This window comes from Methylocystis sp. NC52PC, assembly GCF_055698645.1.
In genome coordinates this window covers 3,718,220-3,734,802 of record NZ_CP170127.1, presented here as the reverse complement: position 1 = coordinate 3,734,802, position 16,583 = coordinate 3,718,220, and the positions used below count along the sequence as shown (strand labels likewise).

The window sequence follows — 16,583 nt, the reverse complement described above, 5'->3', positions numbered from 1 at the left end:
AGAAGAAAGCACGGCCGCTGGCCGGCCAGATCAGTGACAAACCCCCGTCATTTTTGGCGGGGGTTTTTTTGGTTGGCGCGGTGGGCGGGGCTCGCGGCTTCTTGCTGCGGCGTCGTCCGGTTCGCGCGCGGCCAGACATCTCATGTCTTGAATGTCGCGTCCGAGCGTCCATGCGAATAATCGGCCTGTCGCGCCAGCACGAATAGCAGATCGCTCAAGCGATTCAGAAAGGCCAGAGATGTTGCTGGCGCAGCCGGCTCAACGAGACCAGCTATCGCGCGTTCGGCCCGGCGCGCAACTGCGCGCGCGAAATGGAGGCGGCAGCTCGCCTCGTCCGCGCCGGGATAAATGAATTCTCGAAGTTCAGGCAGCCTCTCGCTGATGCGGTCGATCTCGTCTTCGAGCGCGATGACCTCGGCGTCGGAGAGGGTCATCTCAGTCGGCCGATCCTCTGCGCTGACGATAGCGCTGATCGTATAGAGCGCACGCTGCACTGAACGCAGCAGGTCATTCGCAGACGGATAGGCGAGACGCGCAAGCCCCACGCTCGCCGACAATTCGTCCAGGTCGCCGACGGCGCCAACGCGCGGGTCGAATTTCTCCGCACGACGGCCGGAAAACAGGCTCGTGGCGCCGCCGTCGCCTTTCCTGGTATAGAGCTTTGCAGTCATCGTGTTCCCTTCAGTGGGAAAAAGGCTGCGGAGCGCCAGCCTTCGCCAGGCGCTCCGCAATGTGCGTCAGATGTGACGGGGCGCGAGCGTCGCCGCTCCCTCGGGCCTCGGCGTCAAGCCGGCGACGAGCGTCTTCACCGCGAGAAGACCGCCAAAGGCGCAGGCGTTGATGAGGAAAATCCGGGTCGCGACGGCCGGGGCAAAATCGTCGCCGCCCTGCAAGACGACGAGATCGATCAGGATCAGCGCGCCTTCATAGACGAGGAAAGCTGACAGGAACGCGGCGACGAGGCCCAAGGGGCCAGACAACCGCCGATGCGCGAGACCGGCGGCTTCGCATGAGAGCGCAGCGATGACGCCGAGCGCGCCGCCCCAGGCGAAGGTCTCAGCGTCGAGAGGATAATGCATGAAGGCGAAGCCCCACGCCTGATTCGCAAGCCAGACCACACCGATCGCCACAAGCGCCTCGCGCCGCCCGAAGCACAGCGCGGCGATCGCCGCAAAGGCCGCGAGCGGAACCGCACAGGCGAAGCCGACGGTGAATAGGACGCTCGCGACCGCGAGCGCCGCGATCCCGATGGCGGGCCGCGAGAGGAAGCAAGGCAAATATCGTGCGCTCATGTCAGTCTCCTTGGTTTTGAGGATGACGATCAGTTGTCCTCGGCGAGGAGGAGCGATTCCGCCGGGTGAAGCGTTCGCGCCTATGCGCCGCGGCGCGCGGACCGGTCGATCGGGTCGGGTTCGGTGAGGCCGAACCATCGCGCCCGAAGCTTGTCCCACAGGGCGAGGCGCGACCAATCCGGCTCCTTGAGAAACCTGTCGGTCTCCGGATGGAGGAAGGGATTGGGCAACAGCACCGTGATCTGCTGCTCATTGGCTCCATTGAAGAGCTGTAAGCCCCAGGACATGGGCACGCAGGAGCGCCCGATCCGGCGATAGATTTCCGCCCGCGCCGTGCGTCTGTGTCGCGCCACCTCCGGCGGCGTCGGACAGCTTCGGGTTCCCTTGTGCTCTCCGATACACAGATGGAAATGCGGGACGCCGAAGGCGACCGTCAGATAGCCATCGAGCATTCCGATCCGCGTCGGCGGCCGATCGGTCTTCATCTCCCAGGCGGCGCCCTGGATGAGGATGCCGAATGTAATCTCTCGCCAATGGTTCTCGAAGAGGTCGCGCAGTAGTTCCTCGAGGCTCGCCGGATCCGTTGGCAGGGAGAACACGTCGAGCGGCGTTCCGTCCGGCTCGACCACTCGTGTTGGAGCATGTTCAGCTACCTCTGACATCACGTCCACCTTCTCTTCTTTGGCGCGCCGCTCACGAGAGGCGTAGCCGCATGTCACATTCAGAACGACGCTTTGATCGAACCGCGAAACGTCCGTGGGGCGCCGATGACGTTGAAATTGTAACCAGGCATGTTCCAACCCACCTGGATTGGATTCGTATAGGGCACGACGTAGCCGCCGGGATGGGCGTCGTCGAAGGCCTGCGGACCCAATCCGCCGGTAACGAAATAGGTCTTGTCGAGGAGATTGCTCACATTGAGCTGCGCGACGATCTTGAATTGGTCGAGGCTGAACTCATAGGCGCCGAACAGACCGACGAGGCCATAGCTTGGCGTCGACTGGCCATAGATATAGCTGGCGTCGTTTGCGGCATGAAAGAAGGGCAGATAGCCGGTGTAATCATAACGCGCCCCCACGCGCAGACCCTTCAGCTGACCTTCCTTGAACTCATAGGCCGAAGCCAGGGAGCCGACATTGCGAGGAACGAAGGGGATCGGCTGTCCGACGACGGGAACGCCGAGGTGCGTCGGATTTGATTTGGTGGTGATGGCGACGGTGTTGGCGTAGGCGAGATTCAGGCTCCAGCCGGGCAGGATCTCGCCCTGAATGTCGAGTTCCGGTCCCTGCGAACGCCCCTGACCGACAAGCGTCACGTGGTTGAAGTCATAGGGGACGCCGATTGGAATATTGGTCTTGACCAGATGGTAATAGGCCGCCGTCGCCTGAAGCCTGTCGCCAAATAGCGATAACTTCAGTCCGGCTTCCTCTTGCGCGCCGGCGCTCGGCGGGGTCGGGTCGTTCGTGCCGTAGACCAGCTTGCCGTCGTAGTTCGGACCGTAGGATTCCGCATAATTTCCATAAAAACTGAGCCATTCCAGCGGTCGCCACAAGAAACCGACGCGCGGCGTAACCCTCTGGCTGACAAAGCGCGAGGTGCTGGCGATCGTGGCGAAGTTGCACGGGATCGCAACGCCTGACCGCCAGTTCGACGAATACGGCCCGCAGAAATTCATATTGTCGGAGGCTCCGGTTCGGCTGTCGATATACTGCCAGCGGGCGCCGCCGAGCACGTGAAGGCCGAACGGCAGTTTGATCTGGTCCTGCAGATAGACGCCGTAATTGTCGGCGGATTGCCGTGTGGCGTTGTAGGGAACGAGCCCGCCGATGGGGGTCGGGAGATAGGGGGCGCCGAATATGGCGACCGTCCCGGGATACTGCGGGATCATGTTCTGACCGCTGAAGTTGTAACGATAGTAATCGGCTCCGGAAAGCAAAGTATGGCTGGCGTGTTCGCCGGTGTTGAAATGTCCGACGAGATTGATCGCCGTCGCATATTCCGCCTGTCTGTTGTCCGACGGATATGAGCCGTAGTTCAGCAGGACATTGTTGGGCGAGTAGGTCTGATAGAAAGGAATGAAGTTGACCGAGGGCAGATAGCAGCTGGCGCTTCCCGGCGTTATGCAGTCTGAGATGGAGGTGGTTCCGCCATTGTTCTGCCAATTGGCATGCAAGATTTGCATGAACAGGGTCTGCTGGATCGACCAATCCTTGCTGAAGTCGTGATGCCAGGTCACCTCGCTGAAGTTTTGCCGCTGGGCGTATGGCGACTGCGGCCCCCAGTTGAAACTGCGCCCGAGCCACAGGGGCAAGAACATCCCGTAATAAGGAACGTAAAACCAGTCCTGATTCATATTGTTCTGCTGGAACTGCGTCGACGCTCTGATCCAGTTGCTGGCGTCGATGTTCCATCTGACGACCGGATTGACCATCGTGTTTCTTGTGTAGTCGAAGCTGCGAAACGACCCGTCGTTCTCATAGGAGAGGATGAAGCGGTAGAGCAGATCCTTGTTGGAGGCGACCGGCCCGGTGGCGTCGACGACCGTGCGATAGGAGGCGTAGCTGCCGATCTGCTGCTGCACGGAGGCGGAAGGCTTTGCGAGCGGCTGCTTTGTGTTGATGTTGACGATGCCGCCGGGCTCCACCGCGCCGTAAAGGATGGCGGCAGGGCCTTTCAGCACCTCGACGCTCTCCACATTGGCCAGCTCGGCGCTGCTCGAGCCGGCGAAGTTGAGGCCGAAACTGTCGACCCGGAAACCGTCGCGGAAGTAGTTCTGCGTCTGAAAGCCGCGAATGATGATCTGTCGGAAGGAATTGCCCAGCGCCGCGTCGCCGCCGCCCGAGGTGGTCACGCCGCTGACGTTCTTCAACGCCTGGTCCAGCGTGATGGCCTGCTGGTCTTCGAGCATGCGCCGCGTGACCATCTTCGTCGTGACTGGCGTATTCATCACCGGCGTGTTGACCTTGGCGCCGAGCGACCCGATCGGCGCGGCATAGGAGGCGGGATTGTTGCAGATGCCGTCGGCGCAAATTTCCCCGTTGTCGCCGGGACCGATTTCCGTGCCGCCGCCGTTGGCTTCCGCCTGTTGGCCGTCCGCGGTCGCCCCACTCGAAAAGGCGCTTCCCGCGCGCGTCCCGGTGGGCGTCGGCTTGCCGACTTCGATAACCGGAAGCGTCTCCCGGCCGAGCGCCGGCGAAACGAGGCCCGCGCAAAGGATGTAGGAAAGAAGGGACGGGCGACGGCGCGCGACGCCGTAAATGCCGCCATTGGCGGCGGTCGAGGAGAGAGTATGCATGAGCCGAGACTCGCAGCAACGTGGGCCGTCACTGCGAAAGGTCTTGTACTGCCGAATTAGCGCCTAAGGCGCGTGACGACAGTTTTGGACCGCCTCGGTGCACCCCGCCCGACGCTCTCGCGCGTGACCACGATCGATGGCAGGTCTCCTGGCTCGCGGGTCGCCGCCTTGAACCGCCTTCCCAGGGTAAGATCCCCAGTGGCTTTGTGGCTCTAAGGCTCGCCGCTTACAGTTGCGGGGGCAGCCTCGGCATAGCGCCGTCAGGCGCGCACCGAGTTCCCTTTTGATCCCCGAAGGGAACCATCGGCGGCAATAACGAAGCAGACCGAACACCATGTCAAGACATTTGTGGCCGGCCATAAAGGCGCCATCGCCGCGCGGCCATCTGATGCAGAGTCGTCGCCCTGCCGCGCAAACGGCGCCGATCGTCCCGTCCGCCGAGCTAGCAGACTTTCGCTGATTGACTCGAGAAATGTAGGACAGTTCGCGTTAAGTCCGATTTCCATCCCCGCTCGTGCAAGCGCCGGAGATCGGCGAAGCTCGCGCAGGGCATGCTCTGTCAAACATGCAAACGCCTCCTTTGCGCTGAGGCGGCGAATTTCATCTCTGCAAAATCCCAGCGCACGCCAGCTTGGCTGGTCTGCACATCCTTTTCGAGGAATGACAAAGACTTTTGACGCAGGACTTGCCGTGCTAATCTGGAGTCCGTCCAGGGGTGTTTATGCAGCGAAGCTGGCTACGCCTTCTCGTCTGTGCCTTCGTCGTCGTCGCGGCTCTCGCGGCGGCGGGGACGAATGCGTTCGCCGCCCCGGACGCCCATCCCTGCGCAGAGATGGCTTTTGGCGACGGCGGGCATAATGGCCACGGCGACCATGGCGCGGTTCCAAGGCGCTGCGACTCGCTCGTCTGCGGCGCTGTTCAGTTAGCGCCTCTCGCCATCATCGGGAAAGCAATCGAGGTCCGCAGCTTCCGTGCGCCACCGCCGCGCGACGACGACGCGCGTCTTGGTTTCACCGGCCCACCCCATCTGCGACCTCCAATCTCCTGAACGCCGAGCAGATAGAGCCTCGGTTTCGAGGGCGCTGACCTGCGCTGGTTCGCACGTGCGCCCGCCTTTGGCGCCGAGATACCGTCCGTCACCGTGCTTCCGCTTGGAAGCAGGAGATCACTTATGAGCGCTTCTGTTTTGCGGCGAGTTGCAAGAGCTCTGCTTGGGTTGGGGCTTCTGTCGACTTCAACGCCCGCGGTCGCAGACATCAGGGACTACGAGTTCAAGCTTGTCCGAGAGAAGGTCAAGAAGGGCCAAGCCGTCGTTGACGTTCGGCTGATTCATAAGCCCGACGATCGGGCGGTCTCGGATGCGGTTATCTTCGCCATGCGTCTGGATATGGCCCCTGATGACATGGAGCAGATGACGAGCGCGATTGAAGCGGTGAAAAGCCCCGAGCCTGGTCTCTACCGGTTCAAGGTCGATCTGACCGCTGAGGGACGCTGGCGAATCTCACTCGCGGCGAAAGTCCAGGGCGAGACGGAGACCCTGCAAGGCCGTCTGGTTTTACAGGCGACCCCATGACCATTCGCCGCCTCACTTTGCCAATGTTGATCGCCATTGCTACAGCGGCGTCGCCAGCCATCGGCGGCGAGCGCGAGGCGGCGCCCGGCTCTAGCGCAGAGAGCGTCGTGGGTTACGCGAGGCGTCTGAGCCCGGAATTAGCGGCGTCGATACTCGACGCAGACGCCGCGGCTCACCGCGTCGGCGCCGCCGGCGTGCAGCCGGACCCGACCGTCACTCTCCAGGCCTGGGACGTAAACAACAAGGGCGTCGGGCAGGTCTGGGTCGGCGCCGAGCAAACCTTCCGCTTGTGGGGCAAGACCGATCTCGAGAAAGGCATTGCGTCGGCCGACGCGGACGCGGCCCGGCGCCGGAGCGAAGCCATCGAACTCGATCTCGTCGCGCGCGTAAAGGCGGCTTACGCGCAATACAATGCGGCGCATCGCGCCGTCGAGCTTTCGAGGTCTCTCCAGCAAAGGGTCGATCAGCTCGCCGAGATTTTGCGGCTGCGTTACGGCGCAAGCTCGGTCAACCAGCAGGAGCTGATCGAGGCGGAGCTCCAAGCCGCCAACGCCGCAACGGACGTGGTCCGCCGGGAGGGAGAGGAAAAGTCTGCGGCTGCCCGGCTGAACGCTCTCATCGGGCGCAAGGCGCAGGCGCTGCTCGCCTCGCCCAAGGGGTTTGCGACATTGAAGACCAAGATGAGCCTCGCCGGCGTGCAAGAACTCGCGAGATCGCGCAACCCTCAGCTTGCGGCGACGCATGCGCAGGTGCGCTCGGCAACCGGGACGAAGGAACTCACCGACCTCAACTACTATCCGGACATTACCGCCGGCGCAAATTTGGTGCAGCGCCGGGATGGCGACACGAGCGGGATGTTCCTGCTGGGGTTCAAGGTGCCGCTCCAATATGAAGCGAAGGACGCCGAGCAGCGCGCCGCGAGCGCCAGTCTCGGCGCCGCGCAGGCTCGAAACGACGCTTTGGGAATCCGTATCGACGGCGAGGTGGCCGAAGCCTGGTTCCGTCTGGAGGCGATCCGCAAGGCCCTCAAGATCTTCGAGCAGCGCCAGCTGCCGCCGGCCAAGCTTTCTGTCGAGACGGCGCAGAAGGGGTTCGACGCCGGAACAACTGATCTTTCGACGCTGCTCGACTCTGAGCGACGGCTTCGCGCCGTTGAACTGGAGCTTCTCGCGCTCCGGGTCGAGGAGCAAAGCAAATACGCCGACCTCGAACGCCTCGCCGGAGGCCCCCTATGAAACGCGGTCCGCTCGTCTTCACTCTTGTCACGACGCTGCTGGCGTTCGGCGCGGCCGGCTATCTCGTCGCGCGCAGTCCGTGGTTGTGGCGTGGATCAAGCAACACGGCGACGCAGAGAACCGCGGGCGCGGGTCCGATAATCTATTACCGTGACCCAGATCGTCCGTTCTTCTCCGCCACCCCGAAGAAGAACGCCGCGGGCAAGGACTATGTCGGGGTCCGGGCGAGCGAAGACGTCAATTTCGACGAAAAGCCCTCGGCCGCTGCGGAGCCTGCGCAGGAGCGATCGTCCGGCCGCCGAGTCCTGTATTACCGCAACCCCATGGGGCTGGCGGATACGTCGCCGGTCCCGAAGAAAGACCCCATGGGCATGGATTACGTGCCCGTCTACGAGGACGAGGCGCAGGATGCGCCGACGGTCGCGATAAGTCCCGGAAAGCTGCAAAGAACGGGTGTTCGCTCCGAGCAGGTCGAACGGCGGCCCATCGCCATCCCTGTGCGTGCGGCGGGGCGCGTCGATTTCGATCCGCGCCGGTCAGCGGTCGTCGCTCTCCGCTTCGAAGGCTTCATCGACTCCGTCCGGAAGGTCGCGGAGGGCGATTATGTTCGCAAGGGCCAATCGCTCATGCGCGTCTACGGGCCGGACCTGTCGAGCGCGGCCGCGGAATATGTCGCGGTGCTCAATTCAGGCCCGGCGGCGCGCGTCGAGGGCGCGCGTCGCCGCCTCGTCAATCTCGGACTAGACGATGCGACGATCGCCTCGATCGCGCGCAGCCGCCGCGTGCCGCGCGTCATCGACTGGCCCGCCCCGCAAGATGGACACGTCATCGAACGTGACGCCTTGAGCGGCATGCGGGCGGCGCCGGGCGAGACTCTGTTCCGGATTGTCGACCATAGTCTCGTCTGGGTTCTGGCGGATGTTCCTGAGCGGGACGTCTCTTCGATCAGGCCGGGGCAGACGGCGAGCATCCGCGTCCGCTCCTACCCGGACCGGCCCTTCAAAGGGCAGGTCGCCCTTGTCTATCCACATCTCAACATGGAGACACGTACGGCGCGCGTGCGCATCGAACTGCCCAATCCGGACGGGCTGCTGCTCGGCGACATGTTTGCCGATGTCGAGATCGAGGCCGCCGGCAAGCAGAAGGTTCTCGCCGTGCCTGAGAGCGCCGTCATCGACGCCGGCAAGAGGCAGGTCGTGATCCTCGACAAGGGTGAGGGGCGCTTCCAGCCGCGAGAGATCAAGATCGGTCGACGCGGGGAGGGCTTCGCCGAGATTACGAGCGGGATAGCGGAAGGCGACCGCGTGGTGACCGCCGCGAACTTCCTCATCGACGCGGAGAGCAATTTGAAGGCCGCCTTGCAGTCGCTCGAGCAAGGAGCCGCCAAATGATCGGGCGCCTCATTGCGTGGTCGGCGCGCAACTTGGTTCTGGTCTTTGTGGGGACGGTCTTCGCCATCGCCGCAGGCGTCTATTCGCTTCGAACTCTGCCGCTCGACGCCATTCCCGACCTCTCCGACGTGCAGGCGATCGTCTATACGGAATATCCGGGCCAGGCGCCGCAGGTGGTCGAGGACCAGGTCACCTATCCGCTCGCGAGCGCCATGCTCACCGTGCCGAGATCGAAGGTGGTGCGTGGCTTCTCCTTCTTCGGCGTCTCCTTCGTCTATGTGATTTTCGAGGACGGCGCCGACGTCTATTGGGCGCGCTCACGCGTCCTCGAATATTTGAGCTCGGCGACGAAGCGCCTGCCCGCCGGCGCGACGCCCGTGCTCGGCCCGGACGCGACGGGCGTGGGCTGGGTCTATCAATATGCGCTCATCGCCAAGGACATGACCCTCGCGGAGCTGCGCTCCTTGCAGGACTGGACCCTGCGCTATGGCCTCGCCAAGGCGGAAGGCGTGGCGGAGGTTGCGAGCGTTGGCGGCTTCGTGCGGCAGTACAACGTCGTCGTCGATCCTAATCGGCTGCGCGCCCTCAATATCCCGCTCTCGCGGATCAGGGAGGTCATCCGCGCCAATAATGCGGACGTCGGCGGGCGCACGGTGGAGCTCTCCGAGTTCGAGTTCATCATCCGCGGGCGGGGCTATCTGAAGGGAATTCCCGATCTCGAAAACATCGTTTTGAAAGCCGGCGGCGGGACGCCGCTCCTGCTGAAGGATGTAGCGCGGGTTGAGCTTGGTCCCGACGAGCGGCGCGGCGTCACTGAGCTGAATGGCGAGGGCGAGGTCGCCAGCGGCGTCGTGCTACAACGCTACGGGGCCAACGCGCTCACGGTCATCGATAACGTCAAGGCCGCTCTGGCGCAGATCGGGCCGAGCCTGCCGAAGGGCGTGGAGATCGTTCCGGTCTATGACCGCTCGGAGCTGATCCATGCCGCGATCGAGACCCTTCGCGAGACCCTCGCCGAAGAGAGCGTCATCGTAGCGTTGGTCTGCGTCGTCTTCCTCCTGCATTTCCGCAGCGCATTGGTCGCGATCATCATGCTGCCGGTCGGCGTGCTCATGGCCTTTGCGGCGATGAAGGCGCTGGGGCTGGGCTCGAACATCATGAGCCTCGGCGGCATCGCCATAGCGATCGGCGCCATGGTCGACGCCGCGATCGTCATGATCGAAAATGCGCACAAGCGGCTCGAGCGGGCGTCGCCATCCGAGTCGCGGATCAACATCCTGATCGACGCCGCGACCGAAGTCGGGCCCGCCCTCTTTTTCAGCCTGCTCATCATCACAGTTTCCTTCCTGCCGATCTTCACGCTCGAGTCTCAGGAGGGACGATTGTTCAGCCCGCTCGCCTTCACCAAGACCTTCGCCATGGCGGCGGCGGCGCTTCTGTCGGTGACGCTGGTTCCGGCGCTGATGGTCATCTTCGTGCGCGGCAAGATCGTCTCCGAAGAGCGCAACCCGATCAACCGGGCGTTGATCTACGTCTATCGCCCGATCATCCGTCTGGTCATGCGCGCCAAGATTCCGACGGTCCTTTTGGCGCTCGCCGTCCTCGGCGTCACCATCCTCCCGGCGCGCCAACTCGGCTCGGAGTTTATGCCGGCCCTGAACGAAGGGGCGCTGCTTTACATGCCAACGACCCTTCCCGGCCTCTCCGTGACGAAGGCCGCTCAACTCCTGCAAACGCAGGATCGGATCATCAAGTCGTTCCCCGAGGTGAAGTCGGCCTACGGCAAGGCGGGGCGCGCCTCGACCGCGACCGACCCTGCGCCGCTCGAAATGTTCGAGACGATCATCGACCTGAAGCCCAAGGATCAATGGCGGCCGGGGATGACGGTCGAGGGTCTTGTCGCAGAAATGGACAAGGCGCTGCAGTTCCCCGGCGTCTCCAACGCCTGGACGATGCCGATCCGAAATCGAATCGACATGCTGGCGACCGGCATCCGAACGCCGGTCGGCGTCAAAGTCATGGGGCGCGATCTGGGGCAGCTCGAAGCGCTCGCGCGTCAAATCGAGAAGGTCGTGAAAGGGGTTCGAGGCGCGTCCTCGGCCTACGCCGAGCGGGTGATGGGCGGTTATTATCTCGACGTCACGCCGGACCGGCCCGCGCTGGCGCGCTATGGCTTGATGATCGACGACGTGCAGGCGACCATTGCGACCGCGCTTGGCGGCGAAGTCGTCACGACGACCGTCGAAGGCCGCGAAAGATATGGCGTCAATGTGCGCTATCCCCGCGATTTCAGGTCGAGCCCGAGAGCGATCGCCAGCGACGTCCTGATCGCGCTACCCGGTGGAGGGACTGTGCCGCTGGGCGAAATCGCAAAGGTTGATCTTGTTCGAGGGCCGACCGCGATCCGGACGGAGAACGGGCAGCTTGCCGTTTACATTTACGTCGACGTCCGCGACCGCGACATCGGCGGTTTCGTGAAGGAGGCCCGCCAGGCTGTCTCAGAGGCGATCGAGTTTCCGCCGGGGGCCTACGCCGTCTGGAGCGGCCAGTTCGAGTATCTCGAACGTGCGGAAGGCCGGATGCGGGTCGTGGTTCCGGTGACGCTCTTCATCATCTTCCTGCTGCTCTACCTCAACTTCCGCACCATCACCGAGACGTTGATCGTCATGCTGTCGCTGCCTTTCGCCCTTGTCGGCGGCGTCTGGCTGATGTGGATGATGAACTTCAACATGTCTGTCGCCGTGGGGGTCGGTTTCATCGCGCTCGCCGGCGTGGCGGCCGAGACCGGCGTGGTCATGCTGATCTATCTCGACGCCGCCATGCGCGACGTTGCCGAAGACCGCGTGAGAGAAGGGAAGCCATTCACAAAGTCCGACCTTCACAAGGCCATCATGCTCGGCGCGGTCGAGCGCGTGAGACCCAAGATGATGACCGTCGTCGCGATCATGGCCGGACTCGTCCCTATTCTATGGAGCACGGGAGCGGGGTCCGAAGTCATGCAACGCATCGCCGTGCCGATGATCGGCGGCATGGCGTCGTCCACGCTCCTGACGCTCGTTGTGATCCCGGCGATTTACGCGCTGGTGAAGGCCGTGGGCTTGCCGAGCGCGGCCACTGGCGCCGCGGGCAGTCTCGCAGGCGAAACACATCCTCGACAAAGGCAGGAGCGCACTCAGACGATCCCTGGGTAGGGCGGCATTTCTCGGGGTTTGCGAGGATCGATCTCCGCTCGCCGCAGGCGCAATGAATTTGCAACGACGCTGACCGAGGAGAGCGCCATGGCCGCCGCGGCGATCGTCGGCGAGAGCAGCAGGCCAAAAGCGGGATAAAGCGCGCCCGCGGCGAGCGGCACGCCCGCAGCGTTGTAGATGAACGCGAAGAAGAGGTTCTGGCGGATATTCCTCATCGTGGCGCGCGACAGGCGTCGCCCGCGCACAATGCCGCGAAGGTCGCCCTTGAGCAGCGTGACGCCGGCGCTCTCGATCGCGACATCCGTTCCTGTTCCCATGGCGATTCCGACGTCGGCGGCGGCGAGGGCGGGGGCGTCGTTAACGCCATCGCCCGCCATGGCGACTATTCGCCCGGCTTGGCGGAGGCGGGTGACGACGGCGCTTTTGTCCTCGGGAAGGATTTCCGCTTCGACCTCTTGGATGCCCAATCGCCTCGCTACGGCGCGCGCCGACGTCCAATTGTCGCCGGTCAGCATGACAACCGAGACGCCGTCCGCGAGAAGAGCGTCCAGCGCTTCTGGCGTGGTCCGCTTTATCGGATCTGCAATCGCGATCATGCCCGCCGCGCGCCCGTCGATCGCCACGAAAATCACTGTGGCGCCGTCCTCACGTAAGCGCTCGGCTTCATTGTCGAGCGCGCTTGTCTCGATACCGGTTTCATCCAGAAAGCGGCGATTGCCGATGACAACCGCTTGCGCGCCAACGCGGCCCTTAACGCCCTTGCCGACTGGCGAATCGAAATCCGACGCTTCGACAAGCGCCAGGCCGCGCTCTTTGGCGGTCTCGACGATCGCGTGCGCCAGCGGATGTTCGCTCCCTCGTTCGAGACTCGCGGCGGTCGTCAGAAGCTCATTCTCGCCCAGCCCTGTAACCGTGTGAATGGCGGTGACGCTGGGCTTGCCCTCGGTCAGCGTGCCGGTCTTGTCGACGACAAGCGTATCGATCTTCTCGAACCGCTCCAGAGCCTCGGCGTTCTTGATCAGCACGCCGCATTGAGCGCCACGGCCGACGCCGACCATCACCGACATCGGCGTCGCAAGGCCGAGCGCGCAGGGACAGGCGATGATGAGAACGGAGACGGCCGCCACGAGCCCATAGCTCATCCTGGGCTCAGGACCCCAAACCGACCAGGCGGCGAAGGCGAGAACGGCGACAAGGATCACAAGCGGCACGAACCATCCGGACACCTGGTCGGCGAGGCGTTGAATTGGGGCGCGGCTACGCTGGGCGGCGGCGACCATGGCCACGATCCTCGACAACATCGTGTCGCTGCCGACTTTCTCCGCAAGCATAACGAAGCTGCCCGTCTGATTGAGCGTGCCGCCAATGACTTTGTCGCCGATATTTTTGGTCACCGGCATCGACTCGCCCGTAACCATTGATTCATCGACTGTGCTCCAGCCTTCGAGGATTGCGCCATCGACAGGCGTCTTCTCGCCGGGGCGGACCCTCAGCCGGTCTCCGACATGCACCTGATCGAGCGCGACCTCTTCGTCTGATCCGTCCTCCTTGACGCGCTTCGCCTTGACGGGCGCAAGGTCGAGGAGTGCGCGGATCGCGCCGCCAGTCTGCTCCCTGGCCCTCAACTCCAGGACCTGCCCGAGCAGCACCAGCACGGTAATGACAGCCGCCGCCTCGAAATAGATCGGCGCGGCGCCATTGGCGTTGCGGAAGGCGGGCGGGAAAAGCGAGGGCGCGAAAGTCGCGACAACGCTATAGGCCCAGGCGACGCCGGTTCCCATGGCGATCAGAGTGAACATGTTCAGGTTGCGGGTCAGGAGCGACTGCGCCCCTCGCACGAAGAAGGGCCATCCTCCCCATAGGACCACGGGGCTCGCCAGGGCGAATTGCGCCCAGTTGGAGAGCTGCGGCGCGACATAGCGATGGAGACCGAGGAAATGCCCGCCCATCTCCAGGATGAAAACGGGAACAGTCAGGGCCAGACCGATCCAGAAGCGCCTCGACATATCCCTGAGCTCGGCGTTTGGCGGCTCGTCCGTCGTTGCGATCAGCGGCTCCAGGCTCATTCCGCAAATCGGGCAATTGCCCGGTCCAAGCTGCTGGATTTGCGGGTGCATGGGGCAGGTGTAGATGACGCCTTCGGTCGATTGTTGAGCCGGCGGCGCGGGGCTTGGCGCAGGGCGATGCCGCCGATGAGTTTCATGCTCGGGATGGTTCGGGTGATGGTCCTGTCTCATCGTCATTTCTTCCCGATTGGCGACGAAGGCTCGATGAAAAGTATATTGGCGCTCAGGCGGAGGCGAGGCGGAACGCCATCACGTCGGCAATCACATGCTCGGCGCGTTCAAGAAGCGCTGTCAACGAAAGAGGCGGAGACGGGTTTCGCCGCTTCTGGACGAATAACGGCAGTCGCGGTTCGGGCGAGCTCGATTGAGCCGCGGGCGCCCGACACTCTCTCAATGCACGGGTTTCTGAAGGCGCCGAGCGACGTCTCGCCAAATCAGGATCACGACGCATGATCCCATCGCCGAGCACAAGGCGCTCGCGGTGATCGAGCGCTAAAAGCAAGCGAATGATTTTTAATGTGTTTCTGAAGCGCATGGTCGGAGTGGCGGGATTCGAACCCACGACCCCTTGTCCCCCAGACAAGTGCGCTAACCGGGCTGCGCTACACTCCGACTGCGCGCCCTTATAGAGACGCGATCGCCCGCTGGCAACGGTCTAACGGCGGGTGACGTTGAGAAGACGCCTGCACTCCTCGATTTCGGCAAGCGCGCGGCGCAATAGCTCGGCCTGCTCGGTGTCCTCGAGGCGCGCCACCACGACGGGCGCGTTGAAGACGGGCGCGGGGACGGGCGGCGGATAGGCGGGCGCTTCTTCAGCGGGGGGAAAAAGCGCCGCTGCAGATGGCTCTGGCGGCTGCTCTGGCTGGGGCGGGTCGAGCGTCGACAGGTCGAAAAGCGTGGGCTCGCGAGGCTCGACGCGCGACGCCTCAGTCGAGGACGGTGGGGCAGGGGCGGGCGCCCCGCCCGTCTGGCGGAGGCGCACGTCGGCGATGACCGCGTCGACTCCCTGTTCCTTAAGGATGCGCTGCACCCCCTTGATCGTATAGCCCTCGCGATAGAGCAGATGGCGAATCGCCTCGACCAGTTCGATGTCGCGCGGCCGGTAGAAGCGGCGGCCGCCGGCGCGCTTGACCGGATCGATTTCCTTGAAGCGGGTCTCCCAAAAGCGCAGCACATGCTGGGGCAGGTCGAGATGCTCCGCCACCTCGCCGATCGTGCGCAGCGCGGCGAAATCTTCCCTTGCTGTCGCGCCCTTGCCGGCCACCTGGCCCTCCGACTCACTCCGCAACGCGAACATTACCCGCAGCGTCAAATCCGTTCAGCCTCAAAAAACGTAAACGACCCGCCGGCTTCCCACGAGGTGTGGACAAGACTTGCCCGCATCCCTTAAGTGCCGGGGGCAAAAAACACCGGGCGATCAGCTATGGAAGACTGGCTTCTCTTTCCCCATCCCGTGGCGGAGGTGCGGCATCACGCAACGGAGGAAAACGCCGTTGCCGTGCGCAACTGGCTGTGGATCGTCGCGGCTCTGGTCTTTCTCATGGTCCTCGTCGGCGGGGCGACGCGCCTCACCGAATCCGGCCTCTCCATCGTCGAATGGAAGCCCGTCACGGGCGTCATTCCGCCGCTCTCGGAGAAAGAATGGCTGGAGGCCTTCGAGGATTACAAAAAGATCCCGCAATACAAAGAGCTGTTCCCCGATATGGACCTCTCGGGGTTCCAGTACATCTACGCCTGGGAATGGGCGCACCGGCTGCTCGGCCGCCTGATCGGCGTGGTTTTCGCTGTCCCGCTCGTCTGGTTCTGGGCGACGCAGCGGCTTCCCGCTTCGGTGAAGCCCAAGCTCATCGGCATTCTCGCGCTGGGCGCGCTCCAGGGCGGGATCGGCTGGTGGATGGTCTCCTCGGGTCTCGTTCATCGCACCGAGGTCGCGCAGGAGCGGCTGGCGATCCATCTCGTCATCGCGGCGCTCATTTTCGCGTCATGCCTTTGGGTCGCGGGCGGCCTCGGGCCGCGCCGGGCGTCGAGCGCCCATGACGGGGCGGGGCGGCTCAAGGCGACCGGCCTCGCCATTCTGGCGCTGGTCTTCGTGCAGCTCTTCATGGGCGGCATTGTCGCGGGCCTGCGCGCCGGGCTCGTCGAAAACACCTGGCCGCTGATCGCCGGGACGTTCATTCCTTCGGCCGACGTCCTCTGGCCGAAGGACCCCTGGTGGTCCAACATTGTCGACACGCCCCTCACCGCGCAGTTCTTCCACCGGATGATCGCCTATGTGATCTTCGCGGCCGCGGCCTTCCACCTCGTCGATGCGGCGATGAATGCGGCCGGCGCGGCGCGCAAGGGCGCCGTCGTCCTGTTCGGCCATGTCGTGGCGCAGATTGCGCTCGGCGTCGCGACCCTGCTGCTGGTCGAGCCGCCCTTCACGGGAACGCCGCATCTCCTGTTGGCGCTGGCGCATCAGGCCATCGGCATGGCCGTCCTGGCCGTCGCGACGCTGCAGGCGCGCCGCCTCGTCGGCGATCTCGAAACCATTTGAGGCA

12 protein-coding genes, 1 tRNA gene and 1 riboswitch are annotated in these 16,583 nt (G+C 63.8%); of the genes, 5 read left to right on the top strand and 8 right to left on the bottom strand.

Features of this window, described 5'->3' with window-relative positions:
* Nucleotides 1-140 precede the first annotated feature (140 nt).
* The 5 genes from ACETII_RS20350 to ACETII_RS20330 form a co-directional block, all read right to left on the bottom strand.
* Nucleotides 141-671, bottom strand: coding sequence for a cob(I)yrinic acid a,c-diamide adenosyltransferase (locus ACETII_RS20350; RefSeq protein WP_472786750.1), 531 nt, complete (start codon nt 669-671; stop codon nt 141-143).
* Nucleotides 672-737: 66 nt separating this feature from the next.
* The gene (locus ACETII_RS20345) at nt 738-1,292 is read right to left on the bottom strand and encodes a hypothetical protein (RefSeq protein WP_472786749.1); all 555 of its coding nucleotides are present in this window, start codon (nt 1,290-1,292) and stop codon (nt 738-740) included.
* A gap of 80 nt (nt 1,293-1,372) precedes the next feature.
* Nucleotides 1,373-1,954 carry a DUF7676 family protein gene (locus ACETII_RS20340; protein WP_472786748.1) on the bottom strand — a complete coding sequence of 194 codons (582 nt, stop codon included), beginning with the start codon at nt 1,952-1,954 and terminating at the stop codon, nt 1,373-1,375.
* A gap of 59 nt (nt 1,955-2,013) precedes the next feature.
* Nucleotides 2,014-4,587 carry a TonB-dependent siderophore receptor gene (locus ACETII_RS20335; protein WP_472786747.1) on the bottom strand — a complete coding sequence of 858 codons (2,574 nt, stop codon included), beginning with the start codon at nt 4,585-4,587 and terminating at the stop codon, nt 2,014-2,016.
* A gap of 121 nt (nt 4,588-4,708) precedes the next feature.
* Nucleotides 4,709-4,907, bottom strand: a riboswitch (cobalamin riboswitch).
* Nucleotides 4,908-5,323: 416 nt separating this feature from the next.
* Complete coding sequence (locus ACETII_RS20330; protein WP_363349128.1) at nt 5,324-5,461, bottom strand: hypothetical protein; 138 nt, start codon at nt 5,459-5,461, stop codon at nt 5,324-5,326.
* Nucleotides 5,462-5,758: 297 nt separating this feature from the next.
* On the opposite strand from ACETII_RS20330, the gene ACETII_RS20325 reads away from it, so the two are divergent.
* From ACETII_RS20325 to ACETII_RS20310, 4 genes are read left to right on the top strand one after another with little or no spacing between them, the layout of a single operon-like run.
* Entirely contained in the window at nt 5,759-6,160 is a 402-nt protein-coding gene (locus ACETII_RS20325) for a FixH family protein (RefSeq protein ID WP_472786746.1), read from the top strand.
* The gene (locus ACETII_RS20320) at nt 6,157-7,395 is read left to right on the top strand and encodes a TolC family protein (protein ID WP_472786745.1); all 1,239 of its coding nucleotides are present in this window, start codon (nt 6,157-6,159) and stop codon (nt 7,393-7,395) included. Before ACETII_RS20325 ends, ACETII_RS20320 begins: the two co-directional genes overlap by 4 nt.
* Entirely contained in the window at nt 7,392-8,786 is a 1,395-nt protein-coding gene (locus tag ACETII_RS20315) for an efflux RND transporter periplasmic adaptor subunit (protein WP_472786744.1), read from the top strand. Before ACETII_RS20320 ends, ACETII_RS20315 begins: the two co-directional genes overlap by 4 nt.
* Complete coding sequence (locus ACETII_RS20310; RefSeq protein WP_472786743.1) at nt 8,783-11,977, top strand: efflux RND transporter permease subunit; 3,195 nt, start codon at nt 8,783-8,785, stop codon at nt 11,975-11,977. The genes ACETII_RS20315 and ACETII_RS20310 overlap by 4 nt, the downstream gene beginning before the upstream one ends.
* On the opposite strand, the gene ACETII_RS20305 is transcribed toward ACETII_RS20310, so the two are convergent.
* The 3 genes from ACETII_RS20305 to ACETII_RS20295 all read right to left on the bottom strand — a co-directional run bounded on the left by ACETII_RS20305 (nt 11,959) and on the right by ACETII_RS20295 (nt 15,307).
* Nucleotides 11,959-14,220 carry a copper-transporting P-type ATPase gene (locus ACETII_RS20305; RefSeq protein WP_472786742.1) on the bottom strand — a complete coding sequence of 754 codons (2,262 nt, stop codon included), beginning with the start codon at nt 14,218-14,220 and terminating at the stop codon, nt 11,959-11,961. The two genes, ACETII_RS20310 and ACETII_RS20305, sit on opposite strands and share 19 nt — an antisense overlap.
* A gap of 357 nt (nt 14,221-14,577) precedes the next feature.
* A tRNA-Pro gene (locus ACETII_RS20300) sits at nt 14,578-14,655 on the bottom strand.
* Nucleotides 14,656-14,698: 43 nt separating this feature from the next.
* Nucleotides 14,699-15,307, bottom strand: a complete 609-nt coding sequence (locus tag ACETII_RS20295) for a MerR family transcriptional regulator (RefSeq protein ID WP_472786741.1) — start codon at nt 15,305-15,307, stop codon at nt 14,699-14,701.
* Between the two features lie 159 nt (nt 15,308-15,466).
* Here ACETII_RS20295 and ACETII_RS20290 point away from each other — a divergent pair, with 159 nt between their 5' ends.
* Entirely contained in the window at nt 15,467-16,579 is a 1,113-nt protein-coding gene (locus tag ACETII_RS20290) for a COX15/CtaA family protein (RefSeq protein WP_472786740.1), read from the top strand.
* Nucleotides 16,580-16,583 lie beyond the last annotated feature (4 nt).

What these genes read in the sequence shown, in the direction of transcription:
- ACETII_RS20350 (WP_472786750.1), bottom strand. Translation starts at nt 671, where the DNA reads ATGACTGCAAAGCTCTATACCAGGAAAGGCGACGGCGGCGCCACGAGC.
- ACETII_RS20345 (WP_472786749.1), bottom strand. Translation starts at nt 1,292, where the DNA reads ATGAGCGCACGATATTTGCCTTGCTTCCTCTCGCGGCCCGCCATCGGG.
- ACETII_RS20340 (WP_472786748.1), bottom strand. Translation starts at nt 1,954, where the DNA reads ATGTCAGAGGTAGCTGAACATGCTCCAACACGAGTGGTCGAGCCGGAC.
- ACETII_RS20335 (WP_472786747.1), bottom strand. Translation starts at nt 4,587, where the DNA reads ATGCATACTCTCTCCTCGACCGCCGCCAATGGCGGCATTTACGGCGTC.
- ACETII_RS20330 (WP_363349128.1), bottom strand. Translation starts at nt 5,461, where the DNA reads ATGGTCGCCGTGGCCATTATGCCCGCCGTCGCCAAAAGCCATCTCTGC.
- ACETII_RS20325 (WP_472786746.1), top strand. Translation starts at nt 5,759, where the DNA reads ATGAGCGCTTCTGTTTTGCGGCGAGTTGCAAGAGCTCTGCTTGGGTTG.
- ACETII_RS20320 (WP_472786745.1), top strand. Translation starts at nt 6,157, where the DNA reads ATGACCATTCGCCGCCTCACTTTGCCAATGTTGATCGCCATTGCTACA.
- ACETII_RS20315 (WP_472786744.1), top strand. Translation starts at nt 7,392, where the DNA reads ATGAAACGCGGTCCGCTCGTCTTCACTCTTGTCACGACGCTGCTGGCG.
- ACETII_RS20310 (WP_472786743.1), top strand. Translation starts at nt 8,783, where the DNA reads ATGATCGGGCGCCTCATTGCGTGGTCGGCGCGCAACTTGGTTCTGGTC.
- ACETII_RS20305 (WP_472786742.1), bottom strand. Translation starts at nt 14,220, where the DNA reads ATGACGATGAGACAGGACCATCACCCGAACCATCCCGAGCATGAAACT.
- ACETII_RS20290 (WP_472786740.1), top strand. Translation starts at nt 15,467, where the DNA reads ATGGAAGACTGGCTTCTCTTTCCCCATCCCGTGGCGGAGGTGCGGCAT.